Here is a 23,205-nt window from a genome sequence, read left to right as displayed (position 1 = left end):
TGTGCTGCTGTGATGGCGTTCGACTTGACGGTCGATCGCTGGCACTATTAGAACACGTTCTAGTCTGCGAAGAGGAGGGTTGCGCAGCGACCCGATGCACGCGGGAGAATCGAGAGCTAGGGGTCGTAGGCCCCACGTCACGTCACGCGAAGGACGCGGAGGTCCCAACGGTGGTAGCGACCGTCACAGACGAGCAGTTCGCCGCGCGCACCCTGGTGCGCGACTGGGCCCGCAATTCGGCGTCGGGCCCCGGCGGGACCACGGCGATCCGCGAGGTCGAGCAGGGCGATGCCGACGCGTGGCGCCCGGTGTTCGCAGGCCTGGCCGAGCTGGGCATCTTCGGCGTGGCAATCCCCGAGGAACATGGTGGCGCGGGCGGCAGCGTCGAGGACCTGTGCGCGATGGTCGAGGAGGCGGCCAAGGCGCTGGTTCCCGGGCCGGTCGCCACCACCGCGCTGGCGACGCTCGTCGTCACCGACCCCGATCTGTTGGCGCAGTTGGCGGCGGGCGAGCGCTTCGCCGGGCTGGCGCTCGAGGGTGACGCCCAGTTCGACGGCGAGACCTCGCGGGCGTCGGGGGTCCTGCCGTTGGTCCTGGGCGCCGCCGACGGCGGCGTCCTGTTGCTCCCGGCCGGCGACGAGTGGCTGCTGGTGGACACCGACAGCGACGGCGTGCAGGTCGAGGCGCTGGAGGCCACCGACTTCTCCCGGCCGTTGGCCCGGGTGGTGCTGACGTCCGCGCCGGCCGCCGCGATCACGGCGTCGCGCCGGCGCGTCGAGGAATTGACGGCGACCGTGCTCGCGGCCGAGGCGGCCGGGGTGACCCGGTGGTCGCTGGACACCGCCGTCGACTACGCGAAGGTCCGTGAGCAGTTCGGCAAGCCGATCGGCAGCTTCCAGGCCGTCAAGCACCTCTGCGCGGAGATGCTGTGCCGCGCCGAGCAGGCCGAGGTGGCCGCCGCCGACGCCGCGCGTGCCGCCGCCGACAGCGACGCCGACCAGTTTTCGATCGCGGCCGCTTTGGCGGCCAGCGCCGGCATTGCCGCCGTGAAGGCCAACGTGAAGGACTGCATCCAGGTGCTCGGCGGCATCGGCTGCACCTGGGAACACGACGCGCACCTGTACCTGCGCCGGGCGCACGCCATCGGGCGGTTCCTGGGCGGCGCCGAACGCTGGTTGCGCCGGGTCACCGAACTGACCCAGGGCGGGGTGCGGCGGCGCCTGGGGATCGACCTCACCGAGGTCGAGGGCCAGCGCGCGGAGATCGCCGCGGCCGTCGCCGAGATCGCCGCGCTGCCCGCCGAGAAGCGGCAGGCGGCGCTCGCCGAGGCGGGGTTGCAGGCGCCGCACTGGCCGGCGCCGCACGGGCGGGGCGCGTCACCGGCCGAACAGCTGCTGATCGATCAGGAGCTCGCGGCGGCCGGCGTGGCCCGTCCGGACCTGGTGATCGGCTGGTGGGCGGCGCCGACGATCCTCGAACACGGCACGCCCGAACAGATCGAGCGCTTCGTCCCGGGCACGCTGCGCGGCGAATTCCTCTGGTGCCAGCTGTTTTCCGAGCCGGGAGCCGGGTCGGACCTGGCGTCGCTGCGCACAAAAGCCGTGCGCGGTGAGGGCGGCTGGCTGCTCACCGGGCAAAAGGTGTGGACGTCGGCCGCGCACAAAGCGCGCTGGGGCGTGTGCCTGGCGCGGACCGACGCCGACGCGCCGAAGCACAAGGGCATCACCTACTTCCTGGTGGACATGCGCTCGCCGGGCATCGAGATCCGCCCGCTGCGCGAGATCACCGGTGACTCGCTGTTCAACGAGGTCTTCCTGGACAACGTGTTCGTTCCCGACGAGCTGGTGGTCGGGCACGTCAACGACGGCTGGCGGCTGGCGCGCACCACGCTGGCCAACGAGCGGGTCGCGATGGCCACCGGCACCGCGCTGGGCAACCCGATGGAGGAGCTGCTCAAGGTGCTTCAGAAGCTCGACCTCGACGCCGCGCAGCGGGACCGGCTCGGCCGGTTGATCGTCATCGCGCAAACCGGCGCGCTGCTGGACCAGCGGATCGCCCAGCTCGCCGTGGGCGGGCAGGACCCCGGGGCGCAGTCCAGCGTCCGCAAGCTCATCGGGGTGCGCTACCGGCAGGCGCTGGCCGAATACATGATGGACGTCGCCGACGGCGGCGGGCTGGTTCGCAACCACGCGGTGTACGACTTCCTGAACACCCGCTGCCTCACCATCGCCGGCGGCACCGAGCAGATCCTGCTCACCGTGGCCGCCGAGCGGCTCCTCGGCCTCCCGCGCTGACGGGATCTGCGTCGAGATTGCTGCCACGGTCGTGGATTTCGCGGAATCACAACCCCGGGTGCAATCTCGGCGCGCCACAAGGGATTACGAGAACGTCGTGACCGCGCAGGTGCTGGGCGAGGTGATGTTGACCCCGGGGTAGACCACCTGGATGTGTGTGCAGACGATGACGTTGTTGTCCGTCTTGGGCTGACCCGTCTGCCAATCGGTGGAGTCGATGCGGCCGGTCGTCTGGTACTTGTCCGGTGGCCCCTCGCCGAAGTAGACCGTGGTGATCTCGTCGGATCCCATCGACTTCATCACCCGCTCGTACTGACCGGTGGCGTGCGCGTCGAGATAGGCCAGCCGGTTCGACGACCGGATCTCGGTGGTCTGCCGGGCCCAAAGCTCGTGCGGGAAGCCGGTCACCCCGTCGGGCGTCAGCATGTCGGCCCCGGCGGTGAAGTCACAGTGCCCGTCGGCCTTGAAGCAATTGAGGACGGTGCGCGTCTCCAGCTGGTTGGGTCCGTCCAGCGGGAACAACGTGGTGGCGGTGTTGCTGGCCGCGCCGGCGGCCGGTCCGGGCAGCAACGCCAAGGCCGTTGTGGCCACCGCAAACCCGGTGATCAGCCGCTTCATGCCGCTCCCCTCTCGGTTCGCCAACCCTAAGGGTGAACCTAACCCCGCGACTACTCGTCGTAGGTGACTTCTACCGAATCAGATTCCGGGTGAGATTGACAGGCCAGGATGAGGCCGTCGTCGAGGTCTTGCTGCTCGAGCACGTCATTGACCTCCATGCTCACCTTGCCGCCCTTCAGGGTGCAGGCGCACGCACCGCAGTGGCCCTCGCGGCACGAGAACGGCGCATCCAAACCCTTCGCGAGCAACACGTCGAGCAACTTGGCGTGACGCGGCCACGACACCGTGTGGGTTTCGCCGTCCAGCTCCACCACCGCGGTGGCCGGCGGCTGGTCACCCGCGGCGGTGTCGTCGATCTTGACCGCCGCGAACGGGTCGGAGTCCAGCGACTTGAACACCTCGATATGCACTTGCGGCGCAGGCACTTTCAGCGAGTCCAGCGCTTCGCGGGCCGCATCCATGAAGGGGCCGGGCCCGCATATGTACACGGGCCGATCGGTGAAGGGGGCGGCGAGCTTCGCCAGCGCGGGCACGCTCGGCATCCCCTGCAGCGATTCCAGCCAGTGCACCACCGTCAGCCGGTCGGGATACTTGGCCGACAGCTCGCGCAGCGCTTCGGCGAAGATCACCGAGCGGTCGTCGCGGTTGGCGTACAGCAGCGTCACCTGGCCGCTGCCCTCGGCGAGCGCCGACTTGGCGATCGACATGATCGGGGTGATCCCGCTGCCCGCGGCCATCAGCAGGAAGTCGTCGTCGAGCGTCTTGGGCACGAAGTTGCCCGACGGCGCCAGCACGTGGATCCGCATGCCCGCCCGCGCGTGCTCACACAGCCAGTTCGACGCGTATCCGTCCGCGGTCCGCTTGACCGTGACCGTCAGCGCGTCGTCCGTGAACGGCGAGCTGCACAGCGAGTAGCAGCGGGCCACCGAGCCGGTGCGTTCGCTGGGAACGCGCAGCGTCAGGAATTGGCCGGGCGCGTAGCGCAGCCGTTCGGGCGGGATCTCTGGGTCGCCCGGCTCGTCGGGCACCGCGAACACCAGGGATCGCGCGTCGTCGGTTTCCGCGACTACCTCGGCGATCTGCAGCTCCAGGACGTGGTCACCGAGCGGCTCGTCGAGATTGGCCTCGGCCACGACCCATCCTCCCTCTCGTCACAACTAGAACATGTTACAGAAAAGCCGATTCCTATCGCTACCAGCCGCAGGAATACCCTGCTCGACACAAATCGGAACGTGTTCTAGTCTCTGGTGTAAGTCCACTGATTAAGTTTGGCCCAGGAGGCAAACCTAGTGACGTCCATTCAACAGCGCGACGCGCAGTCGGTTTTAGCCGGTATCGATGACCTGCTGCCGCGGATTCGCGAGCGCGCACAGGCGACGGAGGATTTGCGCCGGCTGCCCGACGAGACCGTTCAGGAGCTGCAGGACATCGGCTTCTTCACCCTGCTGCAGCCCGAACAGTGGGGTGGATTGCAATGCGATCCGACCCTGTTCTACGAGGCGGTGCGGCGGCTGGCCAGCGCGTGCGGTTCCACCGGCTGGGTCAGCTCCATCATCGGCGTGCACAACTGGCACCTGGCGTTGTTCGACCAGCAGGCCCAGGAAGAGGTCTGGGGCGACGACCCGAACGTGCGGGTGTCGTCGTCGTACGCGCCCATGGGCGCGGGCGTGGTGACCGACGGCGGGTATCTGGTCAACGGTTCCTGGAACTGGTCGTCGGGGTGTGACCACGCCACGTGGGCCTTCCTCGGCGGTCCGGTGATCAAGGACGGCCGCCCGGTCGACTTCGGCAGCTTCCTGATCCCGCGCAGCGAATACCGCATCGACGACGTGTGGCACGTCGTCGGCCTGCGCGGCACCGGCAGTAACACCGTGGTCGTCAAGGACGTTTTCGTGCCCCGGCACCGCTTCCTGTCCTACAAGGCGATGAACGACGGCACCGCCGGCGGGTACGAGACCAACACCGCGCCGGTCTACAAGATGCCTTGGGGCACAATGCACCCCACCACCATCTCCGCCCCGATCGTCGGCATGGCCTACGGCGCATACGACGCGCACGTGGAGCACCAGGGCAAGCGGGTGCGCGCGGCGTTCGCCGGGGAGAAGGCCAAGGACGACCCGTTCGCCAAGGTGCGCATCGCCGAGGCGGCCAGCGACATCGACGCGGCGTGGCGCCAGCTGAGCGGCAACGTCGCCGACGAATACGCGTTGTTGAGTGCCGGCAAGGAGATCCCGTTCGAGCTGCGCGCCCGCGCCCGCCGCGACCAGGTGCGCGCCACCGGCCGCGCGATCGCCTCCATCGACCGGCTGTTCGAGGCCTCCGGCGCCACCGCGTTGGGCAACGACCAACCGGTGCAACGTTTTTGGCGCGATGCGCACGCCGGCCGGGTGCACGCGGCCAACGACCCCGAGCGGGCCTACCAGATCTTCGGGAACAACGAATTTGGGTTGCCGCCCGGCGACACCATGGTCTAGTAGATGACCGCTACCGAAGAGCTGACTTTCGAGTCCACCTCGCGGTTCGCGGAGGTCGACGTCGACGGACCGCTGAAGCTGCACTACCACGAGGCCGGGCTCGGCAACGACCAGACCGTGGTGCTGCTGCACGGTGGCGGTCCGGGCGCGGCCAGCTGGACGAACTTCTCGCGCAACATTCCCGTGCTGGCGCAGCGGTTTCACGTGTTGGCCGTCGACCAGCCCGGCTACGGGCTTTCCGACAAGCGCGCCCAGCACGGGCAGTTCAACCACTACGCCGCGCGGGCGCTCAAGGGTCTGTTCGATCAGCTGGGGCTGGGACGCGTTCCGCTGGTGGGCAATTCGTTGGGCGGCGGCACCGCGGTCCGGTTGGCCCTGGACTACCCCGACCGGGCCGGCCGGCTGGTCTTGATGGGCCCCGGCGGGCTGAGCATCAACCTGTTCGCCCCCGACCCCACCGAGGGCGTCAAGCGGCTGGGCAAGTTCTCCGTCGAACCCACTCGGGAAAACCTCGAGGCGTTCCTGCGGGTCATGGTCTACGACCAGAAGCTGATCACGCCCGAGCTGACCGACGAGCGGTTCGCGCTGGCCAGCACGCCGGAATCCCTGACCGCGACCCGGGCGATGGGAATGTCGTTCGCGGGGGCCGATTTCGAGCTGGGCATGATGTGGCGCGAGGTGCACCGGCTGCGCCAGCCCGTGCTGCTGATCTGGGGTCGCGAGGACCGGGTCAACCCGCTGGACGGCGCGCTGGTCGCGCTGAAGACCATCCCGCGTGCGCAGCTTCACGTTTTCGGGCAATGTGGACACTGGGCGCAGGTGGAGAAGTTCGACGAGTTCAACAAGTTGACCGTTGATTTCCTGGGAGGTGCGTGATGAGCATCCGGTCGCTGGGCTACCTGCGCATCGAGGCCACCGACATGGCGGCCTGGCGCGAGTACGGCCTCAAGGTGCTCGGCATGGTCGAGGGTAAGGGCAGCACCGAAGGGGCCCTGTATCTGCGGATGGACGATTTCCCGGCCCGGCTGGTGATCGTTCCCGGCGAGCAGGACCGGCTCATCGAAGCCGGCTGGGAATGCGCGAATGCCGCTGGCCTGCAAGAGATCCGGAACCGTCTCGACGTCGAGGGCACGCCTTACAAGGAAGCCACCGCGGCCGAACTGGCGGATCGACGGGTCGACGAGATGATCCGGTTCTCCGACCCGTCCGGCAACTGCCTGGAGGTCTTTCACGGCGCGGCCCTCGAACACCGTCGGGTGGTCAGCCCGTACGGGCACAAGTTCGTCACGGAGGAGCAGGGCCTGGGGCACGTGGTGCTGACCACCCGCGACGACGAAGAGACCCTGCACTTCTACCGGGACGTGCTGGGCTTCAAGCTGCGCGACTCGATGCGGCTGCCGCCCCAGGTGGTCGGCCGTCCCGCCGACGGGCCGCCGGCCTGGCTGCGGTTCCTGGGCTGCAACCCGCGCCACCACAGCCTGGCCTTCATGCCCGGGCAGACCCCCAGCGGCATCGTCCACCTGATGGTCGAGGTCGAGAATGCCGACGACGTCGGGCTGTGCCTGGACCGGGCGCTGCGCAAGAAGGTGCCGATGTCGGCGACCCTGGGCCGCCACGTCAACGACCTGATGCTGTCCTTCTACATGAAGACACCGAGTGGATTCGACGTCGAATTCGGTTGCGAGGGAAGGCAAGTCGAAGACGACGACTGGATCGCCCGGGAGAGCACCGCGATCAGCCTGTGGGGCCACGACTTCAGCGTCGGCTTCAAGGGCTGATGACTGCCGCGCCGATCGATCCGCGCGCCTTTCGACAGGTGCTGGGCCAGTTCTGCACCGGCATCACGATCATCACCACCGTGCACGACGAGGTCCCGATCGGCTTCGCCTGCCAGTCATTCGCGGCGCTGTCGCTGGACCCGCCGTTGGTGTTGTTCTGCCCGACCAAGGTCTCGCGGTCCTGGCAGGCCATCGAGGCCAGCGGCCGGTTCTGCGTCAACGTGCTGACCGAGAAGCAGAAGCACGTGTCCGCGCGATTCGGATCGAAGGAACCCGATAAGTTCGCCGGAATCGACTGGCACGCCTCCGAACTCGGCTCGCCGATCATCGACGGGTCGCTGGCCTACATCGACTGCACGGTCGCGTCCGTCCACGACGGCGGCGACCACTTCGTGGTGTTCGGCGCGGTCCAATCGTTGTCGGAGGCACCGAAGATCAAGCCGCGACCGCTGTTGTTCTATCGCGGCGAGTACACCGGGATCGAACCGGACAAGACCACCCCGGCGCAGTGGCGTGATGACCTGGAAGCGTTTCTCACCGCCACCACCCAGGACACCTGGCTCTAGCGCGTCCCGCGGGACGTCTCGTGCCGGACGCCCTCGCCCTCCGTCGTGGGATCGTGCGACTCCGCTGAACGCGCCACATCGGCATCGTCGTGCTCGTCCGCCGGCTTTGCGGCCGTTTGCGGGTGCATTCGTCGGCGCGCTTGAGCTGCTCCTCGAGCTGTTCGCGCGACGCCGAGACCTCGCTCTGGTGGTTGGCCGCCCGCTCCTGCAGCCGCGCGGCTTCGGCCGCTTTGGCCTCCGCCTCGGCCTGGGCGGCGCGGGCCTTAGCGGCGGTTTCCTGGGCGAGGGCCTCGCGCCGTTCGACCTTGGCGGTCTCCAGCTTGGCCTGCTCCCGAATCTCCTCCGCCTGGCGTTGCCGCTGCCGGCTTCTCGTCTTGTTGACTGCCAGCAGCAGCAGGGCGATCACCAGAACTGCCGCGATGACGGCGACCACGATCCAGATCGTGTTGGTGCTCATATCAGGCTCCCGTCTCAGTGGTGCATGGTGCTGCAGCCGTGTCTGGATCGGGTCCCCATATTTGACAGGGATAAAACAAAGTCGTGCTTTGGCCGTGGCTGGGGCCCACGGGCCTACATGAAGTCCAGCGCCTCGACCGTCGCGATCGGGCCCTCGTGGGTCGGCCGGTTCGCACCGCCGATGCAGTAGACGGTGTTGCCGACCGTCGCCACCACTTCGGCGTGGCGCGCGGTGGGCATCGGCGCCAACGTGCTCCACTTCGCGTCGGCGATGTCGTACATCTCGACCACGTTCAGCACCATCGTCGGTTCCTCGCCGCCGACCACCACGATGCGGCCGTCGATGTAGGTCGCCCCGTAAGACCCGCGCGGGGTGGGCATGCCGACCAGCTTGGTCCAGGCGCCCGATTGCGGGTCGAAGCGTTCGTTCGCGGCGGAGTTCTTGTCGGCGGAAAGGAACCGACCGCCGATCGCGTACACGTAGGTCCCGTCCGACACCGCGGCCAGATGCTCGCGCGGGGTGGGCATGTCGGCTGCGTCGGTCCACGAATTGCCGTCGAAGACCTCGGTCTGCGGAACGAGCTGTTTGGCGTTCTGCCCCCCCACCACGACGAGCTTGTCACCCACCACGGCCGCGGCCGGCGCCGCACGGGCGTGCGTGAGATGCGGCAGCTCAACCCAATTCCCGCCACGCAGCGCGAACACCTTGTCCGACGCGTCGGCAAGTTGATCGCTCGCACCGCCGAGCACCACCACTTCGTCGCGGTAGGTCGCCGCCGCGGCGTGATGCAGCGGGATGGGCAACGGCGGACCGGTCTGCCAGACGCCGGTGTGCGGGTCGTAGCTCTCGACGGTCTGCAGCGCGACCCCGTTGCGCAGGCCGCCCAGAACCCAGATCTTGTCGCCCTGGACGGCCCACGCCATCATCAGCCGGGGGGTCGGTGCGTCCGGGAGCGAGCGCCACTGCGACGCCGGCTGGATCCGGCGGGCCGGCAGCTTCAGCGCTTCGGCCGACGAGGTGAGCTGGCCGTCGCCGGGGGCGGTCGACCCGCCGATCGCATACACGGACTTCTCCACCGCGTCGACGGCCATGCCGTGCCGTGGGGTCGCCATGTCGGGCAGGGCGGACCAGACCTTCGTCATCAGGTCGAACGCGGCGACGCTCTTGAGCGGTTGGCCCGCGGACATGCCCCCGACCGCGACCAGCCGCCCGTCGACGATCGCCACGCCGAGGTCGCTGCGCGGCTGGCTCAGCGCGGGCAGCGGCGTCCAGGTCTTCGCGGCCGGGTCGTAGGCCTCGACCGCCGCCAGGTCCGCGTTGCCGTTGGTGCCGCCCACCGCGTACACCAGCTTGCCGTCCGACGCCGCGCCCAGCAGCTGGCGCGGGGTCGGAATGGGCGCGCCGAGGGTCCAGGTGTTGCCGTCGAACACCTCGGTGGTGTTCAGCAGCGCGCCGCTGGCGTCGACGCCGCCGGTGACGATAAGGCGGTCGCCCACCACGGCGGCCGCCGCGGCGGCCCGGGGCTGCAGCAGGTGCGGCAGCTCCACCCAGCGACTGTTGACGACGCGCCAAACCTGGTCGGTGGCAACGTTTTTGCCGCCTTCGGATTTCCAGCCACCGAGCACGACGGGGTTTCCCTGCCAGGTGACCGCCATCGCGTGGGAGACGGCGACCGGTAGATCGTCGCCGCCCTTCCAGCTGTCGATGACGGGGTCGTAGCCCTCCTGCAGTCCGGTGTGGGCGCCGTCGCTGCGGATTCCGCCGAAGATCCAGATGGTCCCGTCGGCCTGCGTGGTGGCCGCGGCGTCGCGGGAGATGCGCGCGTTCGTGATCGGCTTCCACTGCATGGGGGGCTGCGCCGTCGGCTGCCCGGACCCGCCCTTCGAACCGCGCTTGTTGTCGGGCGAAAGCGCGAAGAAGACGCCGCCGATGACCAACAGCAGGACCGCGGCGAGGGCACCGGCCACCAACGCGATGCGGTTCCGCTTCTTGCCCGGCTCGGCGAACCATGCGGCCGCCCGGGCCCGGGGACCCTGCGGCGGGCCCTGGGCGCCGCCCCGGCCCGGCGGCGCGGCGGCTTGCGGAGGCCGCGCCGTGGGCTGCGTCGACGACGCTTGTGCGGCGCGCAGCAGGCTGGCCGCGTCCGGCACCTCGGCGGGCCCGGCATGCGGAAATGGCGCGGTCTCCCGCGCGTGTTGCTGGTCGATCTGGGCGCTGATCGCCGACGTCGGGTCGTCGTGCCCGGTCGGCAACCGCGGTGGGGGCGGCATGCTCGACGTGTTGAGGCCCGTTGGACGCGCCACCTCGCTGTGCGGCCCGGGCGGGACCGGGGCGGCGTGCGGTACCTCGGTCGCCACGGCAGAGGCGCGCCCCGTGATGGCCATCGCGTCGGGTTTCAGACCGTTGCGGCGCTGGGCGGCCTGCAACTCGCGGCCGAACTCCTCGGCCGAGGCGGGCCGCTCGGCCGGGTCGATCGACATCGCCTTCTCGATCGCCGAGCACACCGCGTCCGGGATGCCGTCGGGACGCATATCCGGGATCCCGGCGGTACTGATCCGCAGGTATTGCGCGATCAGGTCCTCGCCCTTCTTGCGCTCGTGCGCGGCATTGCCCGCGATGAGGGCGTAGAGCGTGGCGCCCAGCGAGTACATGTCGGAGGCCACCGTGGCGGGATTGCCCGTCATCACCTCGGGCGCGGTGAAGTCGATGGTGCCGGAGAAGAATCCGGTCGCCGTCTCGTACCCGCCTTCGATGTGGGCGATTCCGAAATCACTCAATTGCGGCTCGCCGTAATCGTTGACGAGTATGTTCGCGGGCTTGATGTCGCGGTGCAAGGTCCCGGTCCGGTGCGCGGTTTCCAGTGCGCCGCAAAGCTTTACGCCGATGTGCAAGGCTTCGGGCCAGGGCACCGGCCCCTCCCGGCGCAGCCGGACCGCCAGCGAATCCGCCGAGTGGTAGGGCATCACGATGTACGGCTTGCCGCTCCCGGTGACGCCCACCCGCAGGATGTTGACGATGTTCGGATGCCCGGAGAGCCCGCCCATCGCGTAGCCCTCGCGCAGGAAGCGTTCGCGGCTGTCGTCGTCGATGTGCGACGGCAGCACCTTCACCGCGACGTTTCGCCCGAGGGCGGTCTCGTAGCAGCAGTAGATGACGCCCGCCCCGCCCCGAGCTACCTGTCGCGCGTCTTCGAACCCGGCGGCCGCCAGCTCCGCGGCGATGCCAGCCGGTACCGGTGCGACACTGTCGGGCCGTGGCTCTTCAGGCATTTGCTGGCGCTCAACCCTCCGCGAAGTGTGTGATTGGCGAGGTCAAGAGTAGCGCCCAGAACCTCACGGATGTGCTTTTCCGGCAACCTTCGTTCGCCCGGTCGGGATCCGAGTAGGCGGCCGCGCTCAGGCGTCGATGGTCGGCGGACCCTGATACGGCCGTTGCAGCGCGGCGAATTCGGGAGCGCCGGCCATCGTCAGCACGGCCTCCAGCAACCGAACCCCGTCCTGCGCCTTCGGTGTTCGGGTCAGCACCGGTCCGGAGAACGCCCGGCCGTCGACCGCGATGATCGGGCTGCCGGCCTCGTCGCCCAGCGCGTCCTGGCTGGCTTGGTGCGCCTGCTTGACCGGTTGGTCGTAGCCGCTGTCGTCGAGCGCTTCGGCAAGGCGTTCCCCGAGGCCGTGTTCGGCCAGGGCTGCGCGGATCGTGGCCGCGGTCAAGTCTTCCTGTCGCACATGGATGCGGCGGCCGATGGAGTCATACAGGCCGGCGAACGCGTCGGGTCCGCGCTCGCCGACGGCCGCGGCGAACAACCTGCCCAGCCGCGTCGACCGCTCCATCATCCGCTGGTGTTTCTCGTCGGTGTCCTCGCCCTCGTTGAGGATGGCCAGGTTCATTTGCCGCAGGGTGACCCGGGTGTGCGTCGATGGCGCGGCGTCGAGCAGCCAGCGCGCCGTCACCCAGGAGAAAGGACAGACGGGGTCGAGGTAGAGGTCGACGTCGGCCACGGGATCCTCCTTCGCGTCGGGAACCGAACTATTGCGACGCATACCCGCTACCGGCCGGCGCACGCCTGCCGATGGCCTTGGCAGCAGAATGGCGTCATGACGCTGAACCTGGGCGAGTACTTCGATCGGATCGGCTATGGCGGCGCGACGGCGCCCAACCTCGAGGTCCTGCGCGCGTTGGTGAGCGCCCACACCAGGGCGATTCCCTTCGAGAACCTCGATCCGGTGATGGGCGTGCCGGTCGACGACCTGAGCCCGGAGGCGCTCGCCGGCAAGCTAGTTCGTCGGCGCCGCGGGGGCTATTGCTACGAGAACAACGGCTTGATGGGCTACGTGCTGGCCGATCTCGGCTTTCGGGTGCGCCGCCTGGCCGGCCGGGTGGTGTGGATGCGCCCGCCCGACGCCCCCTCGCCGCCGCCGCAGACGCACACCGTGCTGGCGGTGACGTTTCCCGGCTCGCACGGTTCCTACCTCGTCGATGTGGGCTTCGGCGGGCAGACCCCGACGTCGCCCCTGCGCATCGAGACCGGCACCGTGCAGCAGACGACGCACGAGCCGTACCGGCTCGACGACCGCGGCGACGGCCTGATCCTGCAGGCGCAGGTGCGCGGCGAGTGGCAACCCCTCTACGAATTCGGCACCCGGACCGCACCGGACATCGACTTGGTGGTGGGCAGCTGGTTCGTTTCGACGCACCCGTCGTCGCACTTCGTGACCGGGCTGATGGCCGCGTGCGTCACCGACGACGCCCGGCTGAACCTGGCCGGGCGGAACCTGTCCATCCACCGCGCCGACGCCAGCGAGAAGATCCGCCTCGACGACGCGGCGGCGGTGGTCGACACGCTCAGAGACCGGTTCGGCATCGACGTGTCCGACGTCGGCGACCGCGGCGCGCTCGAGGCGCGCCTGGACAAGGTCCTGGACGCCTAGAGCCAGGCGCCGATCCGTCGCAGGGCCTCTTCGATGTCGCCCGTCGGTCCGGCGAACGACAGCCGGACGAACGAATTGCCGTGCGTGGTGTCGAAGTCGATTCCGGGTGCGATCGCAACGCCGGTGTCGTTCAACAGCTTTGAACAGAACGCCATCGAGTCGTTGGTGTGCTGCGACACGTCCGCGTAGACGTAGAACGCGCCGTCGGTGGGGGCCAGCCGGTCGATGCCGATGCCGCGCAGGCCGTCCAGCAGCAGCGTGCGGTTGGTGGCGTAGTGGTGCAGGTTGCCCTCGGCTTCGGCGGTCGCCTCCGGGGTAAAGGCCGCAACCCCGGCGAGCTGCGAGAGCACCGGTGGACAGATGGTGAAGTTGCCGGTCAGGCGGTCCACCGCCCGCAGCAGCACGGGCGGCACCAGCATCCAGCCCAGCCGCCAGCCCGTCATCGCGTAATACTTCGAAAAGCTGTTGACCACCACGGCATCTCGTGATGTCTGCCAGGCACAGCTGGTCCGCGGCGCCCCCTCGTACACCAGGCCGTGGTAGACCTCGTCGCTGATCAGCCGGACCCCGGAGGTCTCGCACCACGACGCGATCGCCGCCAATTCGGCCGGAGCGATCACGGTTCCGGTGGGGTTGGCCGGGCTGGCGACGATCACGCCGTGGGGCGGCGGGTCGAGTTCGGCGAGCATCTGCACGGTGGGCTGGAAGCGGGTGTCCGGCCCGCACGGCAGCTCAACCACCTCACATCCCAACGCGGACAATATGTTTCGGTAGCACGGATATCCGGGACTGGCCAGCGCCACCCGGTCGCCGGCGTCGAAGCACGCCAGGAACGCGAGCAGGAACCCGCCCGAGGAGCCAGTGGTGATCACCACGTCGTCGAGTTCGACGCGCAGCCCTTGGCGTTGGTAATCGGCCGCGATCGCCGCGCGCAGCTCGGGGGTGCCGAGGGTCACGGTGTAACCCAGCTCGTTGTGGTGCAGGGCGGCGGCCGCGGCGGCGCGCACCGGCTCGGGCGCCCCGACGCTGGGCTGGCCGGCGGACAGGTTCACCAGGTCGCCGTGGCTGCGCTGGCGCTCGGCGGCCGCCAGCCACACGTCCATCACATGGAACGGCGGGATGGCGCCACGCAGCGCGACATGGTCGTTCACGACGTCTCGAGCACCTCGGATTCCAGGCGGCCAAGCAGCTCTCGCGGCGGGCTGAGCAGGTGCGCGCTGCCGTGGGCGCGCTTGAAATACAGATGCATGTCGTGTTCCCAGGTGATCGCGATCCCGCCGTGCAATTGGATGCCCTCGGCGGCCGCGGCGCACAGCGCCTCGGTGGCCACCAGCCGTGCGGTGGCCGCGTTGGTCGGGGTGGGCTCGCCGCAGGCCTCGGCCACGACGGCCTTCGCGGCGGCGATCGCCACGTACAGGTCGGCCATTCGGTGTTTGAGTGCCTGGAAGCTGCCGATGGGCCGGCCGAATTGCACTCTGTTCTTGGCGTATTCGACCGTCAGTTCCAGGCAGCGTTCGGCCGCGCCGATCTGCTCGGCGGCCAGCAGGATGGCCGCGGCGTCGGCCATGCCGGGGTCGGCGCCGATCGTCTCGGTCTCCTCGGGCGCGACCGCGGCGAGCCGCCGGGTCGGGTCCATGGTCACGACGGGTTGAGCGCTGAAGCGCGTCCAGCGTGCGAGCTGGCCGTCGGTGGCGGCGACGACGACGTCGGCGGTGTCGCCGTTGACCACGTAGTCGGCGTCGAAGACCAGCGCGCCGATCGAGGCGCCCTCCGCGAGCGCTGCGAGCGTCTCGGCGTCGGGCTCGGCGGCGGCCAGCAGGGCCAGCTCCGCCAGGGTGGTGCCGAGCAGCGGGGAGGGGACCAGGCCCCGCCCTAGCTCCTGTAAAACCGTTGCGGCGTCGGCCAATTCGCCGCCGGCCCCGCCCAGCTCCTCGGGGACGACCAGCGCGGCGGCGCCCACCTGCTCGCACAGCAGCTGCCACAGCGACTCGTCGTAGCCGCGCTCGGACTCGATCGCCGCGCGCACCGCCGCCGGGTTCGCGTGCTTGGCCACCAGGGCCGCGACGGTATCCCGCAGCATCTCCCGTTCTTCGGTCATGAGCACAGCGCCTCCAGCACCCGCCGCCGATGCGCCTCGGGGGTACCCCAGGCCGAACGCAATGCTTGCACCCGCAGCAGCCACAGCGACAGGTCGTGTTCCTGGGTGTACCCGATCGCCCCGTGGGTCTGCAGCGCCGACCGCGCCGCCAGCAGGCCCGCCTCGGACGCGGCCGCCTTGGCGGCGCTGACATCCCGCGCGCTGTCGCTCGGGCGATCGGCTAGCGCCAGGGCCGCGCCGTAAAGCAGCGGGCGGGCCAGCTCGATAGCGATGTGCACGTCGGCGAGCTTGTGCTTGATCGCCTGATACGAACCGATCACCCGGCCGAACTGCGACCGCTGCTTGGCGTAGTCGACGGTGTCCCGCAGCAGCGCCTCGGCCGCGCCGACCAGCTGCGCCGCGGTGGCCAGCGCCCCGAACTCGTAGGCGCGCTGCAGGTCCGCGCGCCAGGCTTGTCCGGTGGGGGTTACGTCGTAGAGCGGCCGGCTCGGATCCACCGACTCGTGCCTCTCACCGACTTCCGCTTGGCTAACGCCGTCGTCGGCGGCCACTAGCACCAGCCCGGCGGTGTCGGCGTCGACCGCGCGCGGGGCGTGCGGCGGCAGTGCGATGGTGGCCATCAGCTCGCCGGAGGCCAGGGCGGCGCAGCGCTCATCGTCGGCGAGCAAAACCGGTGCCACGGCAATGGATTCGGCCACCGGGCCGGGAACACACCAGCGTCCGAGGCGTTCCAGCGCCACCACCAGGTCGACCGGGTGCGCCTCGATGCCGTCGAACTTCTCCGGGACTGCCAGCGCGGTGACGCCGAGGTCGGCCAGCTGCCCCCACACCTTGCGGCCGGGTGCGGTGTCGCCCGCGGACCACGCCCGGACGACGCCGGGCAGGTCGGCCGCGCCGAGCGCGGCGTCGATGCTGGCCGCAAAGTCCCGCTGCTGTTCGTCTAGTGCGAAGTCCATTACCGCTTCTCCCGGGGAAGGCCCAACAGCCGTTCGGAGATGATGTTGCGTTGAATCTCGTTGGTGCCGGCGTAGATCGGCCCGCCCAGCGCGAAGAGCAGACCATCGGTCCAGCCGCCCGCGAGCTCGCCGTCGGCGGCGAGGATGTCGAGCGCGGTCTGGTGCAGGTCCACGTCGAGGTCGGACCAGAACACCTTGGTCACCGACGATTCGGCGCCCAACTCACCGCCGGCGGCCAGCCTGGTCACCGTGCCGAAGGTCTGCAGCCGGTAGGCCTGCGCCTTGATCCAGCCGTCCGCGACCCGGTCGGCGAACGCCGGCGGCGAGCCGTTTTCCTTCCACAGCCGCACCAGTCGTTCGGCGGTGGCCAGGAAGCGGGCCGGGCTGCGCAGCGACATGCCGCGCTCGTTGCTCGACGTGCTCATGGCCGCGCGCCAGCCCTCGTTCGGGGTGCCGATCACGTCGTGGTCTGGAACGAACACGTCGTCGAGGAAGATCTCGCCGAAGCCGGTGTCGCCGCCCAGCTGGACGATGGGCCGCACGGTGACGCCCTTGGCCTTGAGATCGAACATGAAGTACGTCAGGCCGTGGTGCCGCTCGGCTTCCGGGTCGGACCGGAAGAGCCCGAAACCCATTTCGGCGAACGGTGCGCGCGAGCTCCAGATCTTCTGCCCGTTGAGCAGCCAGCCACCGTCGGTCTTGGTCGCGGTGGATCGCAGCGAGGCCAGGTCGCTGCCGGATTCCGGCTCGGACCACGCTTGCGCCCAGATCTGTTCGCCGCTGGCCATTTTCGGCAGGATGCGGTCGAGCTGCTCGGAGGTGCCGTGCGCGAACAGCGTCGGCGCCAGCATCGAGGTGCCGTTGGCGCTGGCCCGGCCCGGCGCGCCGGCGCGGAAGTACTCCTCCTCGAACACCACCCAGTGCAGCAGCGGCGCGTCGCGGCCCCCGTACTTCTTCGGCCAGGTGATCACCGACAGCCCGGCGTCGTACAGCACGCGGTCCCAATGTCGGTGCTGCGCGAAACCTTCGGCATTGTCGTAAGACTGCGTCGGGATCGCATCGGCGTTGGCCGCCAGGAAGTCTCGCACCTCACCCTGGAAGGCCAGGGTCTCGTCGTCTAGGTCCAGATCCATCAGGCCAGCTCCCGCAGTTGTGGTTTGACCACCTTGCCGCCCGGGTTGCGCGGCAACGCGTCGACGAACCGCACCGACCGCGGTGCCTTGAAGTTCGCCAGATGTTCACGGGTGTAAGCGATCACGGATTGCTCGTCGAGCTCGGCGCCCGGTCGCGGCACCACGAACGCCCGGCCCACCTCGCCGAGCCGTTCGTCGGGGACGCCGATCACCGCGGCGTCGGCCACCCCGTCCATGCGGGCCAGCACCTGTTCGACCTCGGCGGGGTACACGTTGAATCCGCCGCAGATGTACATGTCCTTGAGGCGGTCGGTGATGCGCAGGTTGCCGGCCGCGTCGACGGCGCCGATGTCGCCGGTGTGCAGCCAGCCGTCGGCGTCGATCGCCGCGGCCGTCGCGTCCGGGTCGTCGAGGTAACCCAGCATCACGTTCGGACCGCGCAGCAACACCTCGCCGGCCTCGCCGGGAGTGCTTGCGTCGATGCTCAATTCGAAGTCGGCGAAGGGGCGCCCGCAGGTGGTCGCGACGGTGACCGCGTCGTCCTCGGCGCGGCACATGGTGCCCATCCCGTTGGCCTCAGTGAGCCCGTAGGCGGTCAGCACGATGTCGATGTCGAGCTCGGATTGCATGCGTTCCACCAACACGACCGGCACGGTGGCCGCCCCGGTCACCGCGAACCGCAGCGAGCTCAGGTCGTAGTCCCCGCGCGCCGGGTGGTCCAGCAGCGTCTGGTAAATCGTTGGCGGCCCGGGCAATACGGTGATGCGGTGTTGCTCGATCGCCTGCAGCGCGCGCAGGGGATCGAAGGTCAGGTGCGGGATCAGGGTCGCGCCGGTCTGCAGGCAGGCCAGGATGCCGGCCTTGTAGCCGAAGTTGTGGAAGAACGGGTTGATGCACAGGTAACGGTCGTCGCCGGTGATCTTGCCGTTCGCGGCCCACGACGCCGAGGCCGACAACGACTGCCGGTGTGCGCACAGCACGCCTTTGCTGCGACCGGTGGTGCCCGAGGTGAACAGGATGTCGCTGACGTCGTCGGGCGTCACGCCGGCGGCGCGGGCGGCGACGGCCGCTGTGTCGGTCCCGTTGGCGATGAACTCGTCCCAGCTACCGTCATCGTCATCGACCGGGATGCGGACGACGTGCCGCAGGGCGGGCAGGGCACCAGGGCCCAAGCGATCCAAGTCGGCGACGCGGTCGTTGCCCAGGAACTTGCCCATCGCGAACAGCACGGGCGCGCCGGTGCGGGCCAGGATGTCGCCCGCCTCGTCGGCGGTATAGCGGGTGTTCAGGGGCACCATCGCCGCGCCGGCGTGGTGGATCGCCAGGCACGCGACCACCCAGTGCCAGGTGTTCGGCGACCAGATCGCCACGCGGTCGCCAGGCTGCACGCCCAGCGCGATCAGCGCGGCGGCCGCGCGGTGAACTTCGTAGCGCAGCTCGGCGGCGGTGAACGAACGCTCGTCGGTGACCAACGCGGGCTGGTCGGGCGACTGGTGCACGAAACGATCCAGCGCCGCGGGCACGGTGCGCCGGTCGCCAGTCATCGGGATGCTCCTAACAAAGCAAGTGCTTGGTAGGTTAGCCTACAGGGCATGCAGGACGTCGAGGAGTTCCGGGCGGAGGTCCGCGGTTGGCTCGCCGACAATCTGGTCGGCGAATTCGCCGCCCTCAAGGGGCTCGGCGGGCCGGGGCGCGAGCACGAGGCCTTCGAAGAGCGCCGGGCCTGGAACCAGCATCTCGCCAAGGCCGGGCTGACCTGCCTGGGCTGGCCGGTCGAGCACGGCGGTCGCGGGCTGTCGACCGCGCACCGGGTGGCCTTCTACGAGGAGTACGCCAAGGCCGACGCGCCCGACAAGGTCAACCACTTCGGCGAGGAGCTGCTGGGCCCGACGCTGATCGCCTTCGGGACTCCCGAGCAGCAGCAGCGTTTCCTGCCCAAGATCCTCGACGTCACCGAGCTGTGGTGCCAGGGGTATTCGGAGCCCGGCGCCGGCAGCGACCTGGCCAACGTGGCGACCACCGCCGAACTCGACGGCGACGAGTGGGTGATCAACGGCCAGAAGGTGTGGACGTCGCTGGCGCACTGGGCGCAGTGGTGCTTCGTGGTCGCCCGCACCGAGAAGGGCTCCAAGCGGCACGCCGGGCTGTCGTATCTGCTGGTGCCGCTGGACCAGCCGGGCGTGCAGATCCGCCCCATCATCCAGCTGACCGGCGACTCGGAATTCAACGAGGTCTTCTTCGACGACGCCCGCACCGAGGCCGCACTGGTGGTCGGCGAACCCGGCGACGGCTGGCGCGTCGCGATGGGCACGCTGACCTTCGAGCGCGGAGTCTCGACCCTGGGTCAGCAGATCCGCTACGCCCGTGAGCTTTCCAACCTCGCCGAGCTCGCGCAGCGCAACGGCGCCGCCGACGACCCGTTCATCCGGGAGCGGCTGACCCGGGCGTGGACCGGGCTGCGGGCCATGCGTTCGTACGCGCTGGCCACCATGGACGTTGAAGGAGGCGGCCAGGCCGCCGGGAAAGATAACGTGTCGAAGCTGTTGTGGGCCAACTGGCATCGCGCCCTGGGCGAGCTGGCGATGGACGTGATCGGCAAGCCGGGGCTGACCCTGTCCGATGGCGAGTTCGACGAATGGCAGCGGCTGTTCCTGTTCACCCGCGCGGACACCATCTACGGCGGATCCAACGAGATCCAGCGCAACATCATCGCCGAGCGGGTGCTCGGCCTGCCGCGGGAGGTAAAGGGATGAGCCTGTCCGAAGCTCCGAAAGAGGTTGCCGGGCACGGGCTTTTGCAAGGCAAGGTGGTCGTCGTGACGGCGGCGGCGGGCACCGGCATCGGTTCGGCGACCGCGAGGCGGGCCCTGGCCGAGGGCGCCGATGTGGTGGTGTCCGATCACCACGAGCGACGGCTGGGGGAGACCGCCGACGAGCTGTCCGCGCTGGGGTTGGGGCGGGTCGAAAGCGTGCTGTGCGACGTGACCTCCACCGCGCAGGTGGAGGCGCTGATCGCCTCGACCACCGCGCGGATGGGCCGGCTCGACGTGTTGGTGAACAACGCCGGGCTGGGCGGTCAGACGCCGGTGGTGGACATGACCGACGACGAGTGGGACCGCGTGCTGAACGTGACGCTGTCCTCGGTGTTCCGGGCGACCCGGGCGGCGCTGGGATACTTCCGCGAAGCGGACCACGGCGGGGTGATCGTCAACAACGCGAGCGTCCTGGGCTGGCGGGCGCAGCACTCCCAGGCGCACTATGCGGCCGCCAAGGCCGGGGTGATGGCGTTGACCCGTTGCAGCGCAATCGAAGCCGTCGAGTATGGGGTGCGCATCAATGCCGTGTCCCCGAGCATCGCGCGGCACAAGTTCCTCGACAAGACCACCTCGGCCGACCTGCTTGACCGGCTCTCCGCGGGCGAAGCGTTCGGCCGCGCCGCCGAGCCCTGGGAGATCGCGGCCACCATCGCGTTCCTGGCCAGTGACTACTCCAGCTACCTCACCGGCGAGGTCATCTCGGTGTCCAGCCAGCATCCCTGACCGGCGAGCTGGCCAAGCAAGCGCTTGGTTGATATGGTGGCCGGGTGGACCGAGTGGCCGGTCAGGCGAACAGCCGACGCGACGAGTTGTTGGAACTCGCCGCGACCATGTTCGCCGAGCGCGGCCTACGCGCCACCACCGTGCGCGACATCGCGGACAGCGCCGGGATTCTGTCCGGCAGCCTGTATCACCACTTCTCCTCCAAGGAGGAGATGGTCGACGAGGTGCTGCGCAGCTTCCTGGACTGGTTGTTCGCCCGCTACCGCGAGATCGTCGACAGCGAGGCCAACCCGCTGGAGCGGCTCAAGGGGCTGTTCATGGCGTCGTTCGAGGCGATCGAGCATCGGCACGCCCAGGTCGTGATCTATCAGGACGAAGCCCAACGGTTGTTGTCGCAGCCCCGGTTCTCCTACATCGAGGACATGAACCGGCAGCAACGTAAGATGTGGGTCGAGGTCATCAACCAGGGCATCGACGAGGGGTACTTCCGGCCCGACCTCAACGTCGACCTCGTCTACCGTTTCATTCGTGACACCACTTGGGTGTCGGTGCGCTGGTATCAACCCGGCGGTCCGCTGACCGCGAACCAGGTTGGCGAGCAATACCTCGCCATCGTTCTTGGCGGAATTACCAAGGAAGGGAACTGAACTATGGCTGAGGCGTACGTCATCGACGCTGTGCGCACCGCGGTCGGCAAGCGCGGTGGATCGCTCGCCGGGGTACATCCCGTCGACCTGGGCGCTTATGCGTGGCGCGGCCTGCTCGACCGGGTCGACGTCGATCCCGCCGCCGTCGACGACGTGATCGCCGGCTGCGTCGACGCCATCGGTGCCCAGGCGGGCAACATCGCGCGGCTTTCGTGGCTGGCCGCGGGTTACCCCGAAGAGGTGCCCGGCGTCACGGTGGACCGCCAGTGCGGTTCCAGCCAGCAGGCGATTTCCTTTGGCGCACAGGCGATCATGGCCGGCACGGCCGACCTCATCGTAGCCGGCGGGGTGCAGAACATGAGCCAGATCCCGATCTCCTCGGCCATGACCGTCGGCGAGCAATTCGGTTTCACCTCGCCGACCAACGAGTCCAAGCAGTGGCTGCACCGCTACGGCGACCAGGAGATCTCGCAGTTCCGCGGCTCGGAGCTGATCGCAGAGAAGTGGAACCTGTCGCGCGAGGAGATGGAGCGCTTCGCCCTGGCCAGCCACGAGCGCGCGTTCGCCGCGATCCGCAGCGGTCACTTCGACAACGAAATCATCACCGTGGAAACGGAATCCGGGCCGTTCCGGGTGGACGAGGGTCCCAGGGAGTCGTCGCTGGAAAAGATGGCCGGCCTCAAGACGCTGGTCGAGGGTGGCAAGCTGACGGCCGCGATGGCGAGCCAGATCTCCGACGGGGCGAGCGCGGTGCTGCTGGCCTCGGAGCAGGCCGTCAAGGACCACAAGCTCACGCCGCGGGCCCGCATCCACCACATCAGCGCCCGCGCGGCCGACCCGGTGTTCATGCTGACCGGCCCGATCCCGGCCACCCGCTACGCGCTGGAGAAGACGGGGCTGTCGATCGACGACATCGACACCGTCGAGATCAACGAGGCGTTCGCGCCGGTGGTGCTGGCCTGGCTCAAGGAGATCAAGGCCGACCCCGAGAAGGTCAACCCCAACGGCGGCGCGATCGCGCTCGGGCATCCGCTGGGCGCCACCGGCGCCAAGCTGTTCGCCACCATGCTCAACGAACTCGAGCGCGTCGGCGGTCGCTACGGCCTGCAGACGATGTGCGAGGGCGGCGGCACGGCGAACGTCACCATCATCGAGCGACTGTAAGTCCCTGCGCGTCTCGTGTTTCGGCGCGCGGCTTCCCCTCAAGGCGCGACACTGAAACCACGCACGCGACACGCCGTAGAACGTGTGCGTGGTTTCAGTCTCGCGGTGGTCGAGAGTCAAGACGCGCTCAACTCGGCGGTGCGGCGTCCCGGACTTTGAGGTAGTGCTGGATGCCGACGCGGGCGAACGTGCGTCGGCGCTCGGCCGACAGCATGGGCATGGCGGCCGCCGCGTCGAGGACCTCGGGCCGCGTCACCTGGTAGCTCTCGCCGTCCGAGGAAATGCTTGCGCCCCCGGCCGCAAGGACGTTCTGCAACCAGTCGACCCGGGTGCCGTAGGGCAGCGGTACGACGAACCCGTCGTCCGTCCGGTCCGCGACGATCGGGGTGGTGTACTGCTTGCCCGACCGTCGCCCGGTGTGGTGGATGGCCGATGCGTACCAGTGTTTGCGGCCGGCCAGGCGCAACATCAGCGGGTTGAGCAGGTATCTGTTGGAAACACGGACCGCGCCCAGTAATGGCTTGGGCCACGCCTCGGGTGTCAGCGCACTCATG

21 protein-coding genes are annotated in these 23,205 nt (G+C 69.2%); 10 read left to right on the top strand and 11 right to left on the bottom strand.

The features are described from left to right. Positions 1-170: 170 nt before the first annotated feature. Positions 171-2,294, top strand: coding sequence for an acyl-CoA dehydrogenase (locus WU80_RS05230; RefSeq protein ID WP_055399749.1), 2,124 nt, complete (start codon positions 171-173; stop codon positions 2,292-2,294). 84 nt (positions 2,295-2,378) lie between these two features. On the opposite strand, the gene WU80_RS05225 is transcribed toward WU80_RS05230, so the two are convergent. Both WU80_RS05225 and WU80_RS05220 read right to left on the bottom strand, forming a co-directional pair. Next, positions 2,379-2,912 (bottom strand): hypothetical protein, encoded by a 534-nt coding sequence (locus tag WU80_RS05225; protein WP_055399747.1) that lies wholly within the window; start codon positions 2,910-2,912, stop codon positions 2,379-2,381. 50 nt (positions 2,913-2,962) lie between these two features. Next, on the bottom strand, positions 2,963-4,045 hold the full coding sequence (locus tag WU80_RS05220) for a ferredoxin--NADP reductase (protein ID WP_055399745.1): 1,083 nt from the start codon (positions 4,043-4,045) through the stop codon (positions 2,963-2,965). 156 nt (positions 4,046-4,201) lie between these two features. Here WU80_RS05220 and hsaA point away from each other — a divergent pair, with 156 nt between their 5' ends. From hsaA to hsaB, 4 genes are read left to right on the top strand one after another with little or no spacing between them, the layout of a single operon-like run. Then, complete coding sequence (hsaA, locus tag WU80_RS05215; RefSeq protein WP_055399743.1) at positions 4,202-5,386, top strand: 3-hydroxy-9,10-secoandrosta-1,3,5(10)-triene-9,17-dione monooxygenase oxygenase subunit; 1,185 nt, start codon at positions 4,202-4,204, stop codon at positions 5,384-5,386. Between the two features lie 3 nt (positions 5,387-5,389). After that, positions 5,390-6,262, top strand: a complete 873-nt coding sequence (gene hsaD, locus WU80_RS05210; RefSeq protein WP_055399741.1) for a 4,5:9,10-diseco-3-hydroxy-5,9,17-trioxoandrosta-1(10),2-diene-4-oate hydrolase — start codon at positions 5,390-5,392, stop codon at positions 6,260-6,262. Then, positions 6,262-7,164, top strand: a complete 903-nt coding sequence (hsaC, locus tag WU80_RS05205; RefSeq protein WP_055399739.1) for an iron-dependent extradiol dioxygenase HsaC — start codon at positions 6,262-6,264, stop codon at positions 7,162-7,164. The genes hsaD and hsaC overlap by 1 nt, the downstream gene beginning before the upstream one ends. Next, complete coding sequence (gene hsaB / locus WU80_RS05200; protein ID WP_055399736.1) at positions 7,164-7,730, top strand: 3-hydroxy-9,10-secoandrosta-1,3,5(10)-triene-9,17-dione monooxygenase reductase subunit; 567 nt, start codon at positions 7,164-7,166, stop codon at positions 7,728-7,730. Before hsaC ends, hsaB begins: the two co-directional genes overlap by 1 nt. Here hsaB and WU80_RS05195 read toward each other — a convergent pair. From WU80_RS05195 to WU80_RS05185, 3 genes are all read right to left on the bottom strand, one after another. Next, positions 7,699-8,187: a hypothetical protein gene (locus tag WU80_RS05195; protein ID WP_231633746.1), complete on the bottom strand. Its 489-nt coding sequence runs from the start codon at positions 8,185-8,187 to the stop codon at positions 7,699-7,701. The genes hsaB and WU80_RS05195 overlap by 32 nt on opposite strands. 113 nt (positions 8,188-8,300) lie before the next feature. Beyond that, positions 8,301-11,456 carry a serine/threonine-protein kinase gene (locus tag WU80_RS05190; RefSeq protein ID WP_055399734.1) on the bottom strand — a complete coding sequence of 1,052 codons (3,156 nt, stop codon included), beginning with the start codon at positions 11,454-11,456 and terminating at the stop codon, positions 8,301-8,303. A gap of 126 nt (positions 11,457-11,582) precedes the next feature. Then, positions 11,583-12,185: a DsbA family protein gene (locus tag WU80_RS05185; protein ID WP_055399830.1), complete on the bottom strand. Its 603-nt coding sequence runs from the start codon at positions 12,183-12,185 to the stop codon at positions 11,583-11,585. A 96-nt stretch (positions 12,186-12,281) separates the two neighbouring features. Here WU80_RS05185 and WU80_RS05180 point away from each other — a divergent pair, with 96 nt between their 5' ends. Beyond that, positions 12,282-13,115, top strand: a complete 834-nt coding sequence (locus tag WU80_RS05180) for an arylamine N-acetyltransferase (protein ID WP_055399732.1) — start codon at positions 12,282-12,284, stop codon at positions 13,113-13,115. Here WU80_RS05180 and WU80_RS05175 read toward each other — a convergent pair. Genes WU80_RS05175 through fadD3 form a run of 5 tightly spaced genes read right to left on the bottom strand, consistent with a single transcriptional unit; the run spans position 13,112 to position 18,846 of the window. After that, the gene (locus WU80_RS05175) at positions 13,112-14,266 is read right to left on the bottom strand and encodes a pyridoxal phosphate-dependent aminotransferase (protein WP_055399730.1); all 1,155 of its coding nucleotides are present in this window, start codon (positions 14,264-14,266) and stop codon (positions 13,112-13,114) included. The two genes, WU80_RS05180 and WU80_RS05175, sit on opposite strands and share 4 nt — an antisense overlap. After that, on the bottom strand, positions 14,263-15,213 hold the full coding sequence (locus WU80_RS05170) for an acyl-CoA dehydrogenase family protein (RefSeq protein ID WP_055399728.1): 951 nt from the start codon (positions 15,211-15,213) through the stop codon (positions 14,263-14,265). The genes WU80_RS05175 and WU80_RS05170 overlap by 4 nt, the downstream gene beginning before the upstream one ends. Continuing rightward, the gene (locus WU80_RS05165; RefSeq protein ID WP_055399725.1) at positions 15,210-16,169 is read right to left on the bottom strand and encodes an acyl-CoA dehydrogenase family protein; all 960 of its coding nucleotides are present in this window, start codon (positions 16,167-16,169) and stop codon (positions 15,210-15,212) included. The genes WU80_RS05170 and WU80_RS05165 overlap by 4 nt, the downstream gene beginning before the upstream one ends. After that, positions 16,169-17,302, bottom strand: coding sequence for an acyl-CoA dehydrogenase family protein (locus tag WU80_RS05160; RefSeq protein WP_055399723.1), 1,134 nt, complete (start codon positions 17,300-17,302; stop codon positions 16,169-16,171). Before WU80_RS05160 ends, WU80_RS05165 begins: the two co-directional genes overlap by 1 nt. After that, a complete protein-coding gene (gene fadD3, locus WU80_RS05155; protein ID WP_055399721.1) occupies positions 17,302-18,846 on the bottom strand; it encodes a 3-((3aS,4S,7aS)-7a-methyl-1,5-dioxo-octahydro-1H-inden-4-yl)propanoate--CoA ligase FadD3 in 1,545 nt (514 codons plus the stop codon). The genes WU80_RS05160 and fadD3 overlap by 1 nt, the downstream gene beginning before the upstream one ends. Before the next feature lie 48 nt (positions 18,847-18,894). Here fadD3 and ipdE1 point away from each other — a divergent pair, with 48 nt between their 5' ends. The 4 genes from ipdE1 to fadA6 are packed head-to-tail and all read left to right on the top strand — an operon-like array spanning position 18,895 to position 22,651. Next, complete coding sequence (gene ipdE1 / locus WU80_RS05150) at positions 18,895-20,055, top strand: acyl-CoA dehydrogenase IpdE1 (RefSeq protein WP_055399719.1); 1,161 nt, start codon at positions 18,895-18,897, stop codon at positions 20,053-20,055. Next, positions 20,052-20,840 carry a (5R,7aS)-5-hydroxy-7a-methyl-1-oxo-2,3,5,6,7,7a-hexahydro-1H-indene-carboxyl-CoA reductase gene (gene ipdF, locus WU80_RS05145; RefSeq protein WP_055399717.1) on the top strand — a complete coding sequence of 263 codons (789 nt, stop codon included), beginning with the start codon at positions 20,052-20,054 and terminating at the stop codon, positions 20,838-20,840. Before ipdE1 ends, ipdF begins: the two co-directional genes overlap by 4 nt. 44 nt (positions 20,841-20,884) lie before the next feature. Continuing rightward, a complete protein-coding gene (gene kstR2 / locus WU80_RS05140) occupies positions 20,885-21,487 on the top strand; it encodes a TetR family transcriptional regulator KstR2 (protein WP_156349418.1) in 603 nt (200 codons plus the stop codon). A 3-nt stretch (positions 21,488-21,490) separates the two neighbouring features. Then, positions 21,491-22,651: a steroid 3-ketoacyl-CoA thiolase FadA6 gene (gene fadA6 / locus WU80_RS05135; protein ID WP_055399712.1), complete on the top strand. Its 1,161-nt coding sequence runs from the start codon at positions 21,491-21,493 to the stop codon at positions 22,649-22,651. Between the two features lie 127 nt (positions 22,652-22,778). Here the strand turns inward: fadA6 and WU80_RS05130 are convergent, their stop codons facing one another. Further along, a complete protein-coding gene (locus WU80_RS05130) occupies positions 22,779-23,204 on the bottom strand; it encodes a nitroreductase/quinone reductase family protein (protein ID WP_055399710.1) in 426 nt (141 codons plus the stop codon). Position 23,205 lies beyond the last annotated feature (1 nt).

The organism is Mycobacterium sp. UM_11 (genome assembly GCF_001414075.1).
Classification (GTDB): Bacteria; Actinomycetota; Actinomycetes; order Mycobacteriales; family Mycobacteriaceae; genus Mycobacterium.
Note: the sequence above shows the minus strand (reverse complement) of the source record. Positions and strands in the feature narration are given on the sequence as shown.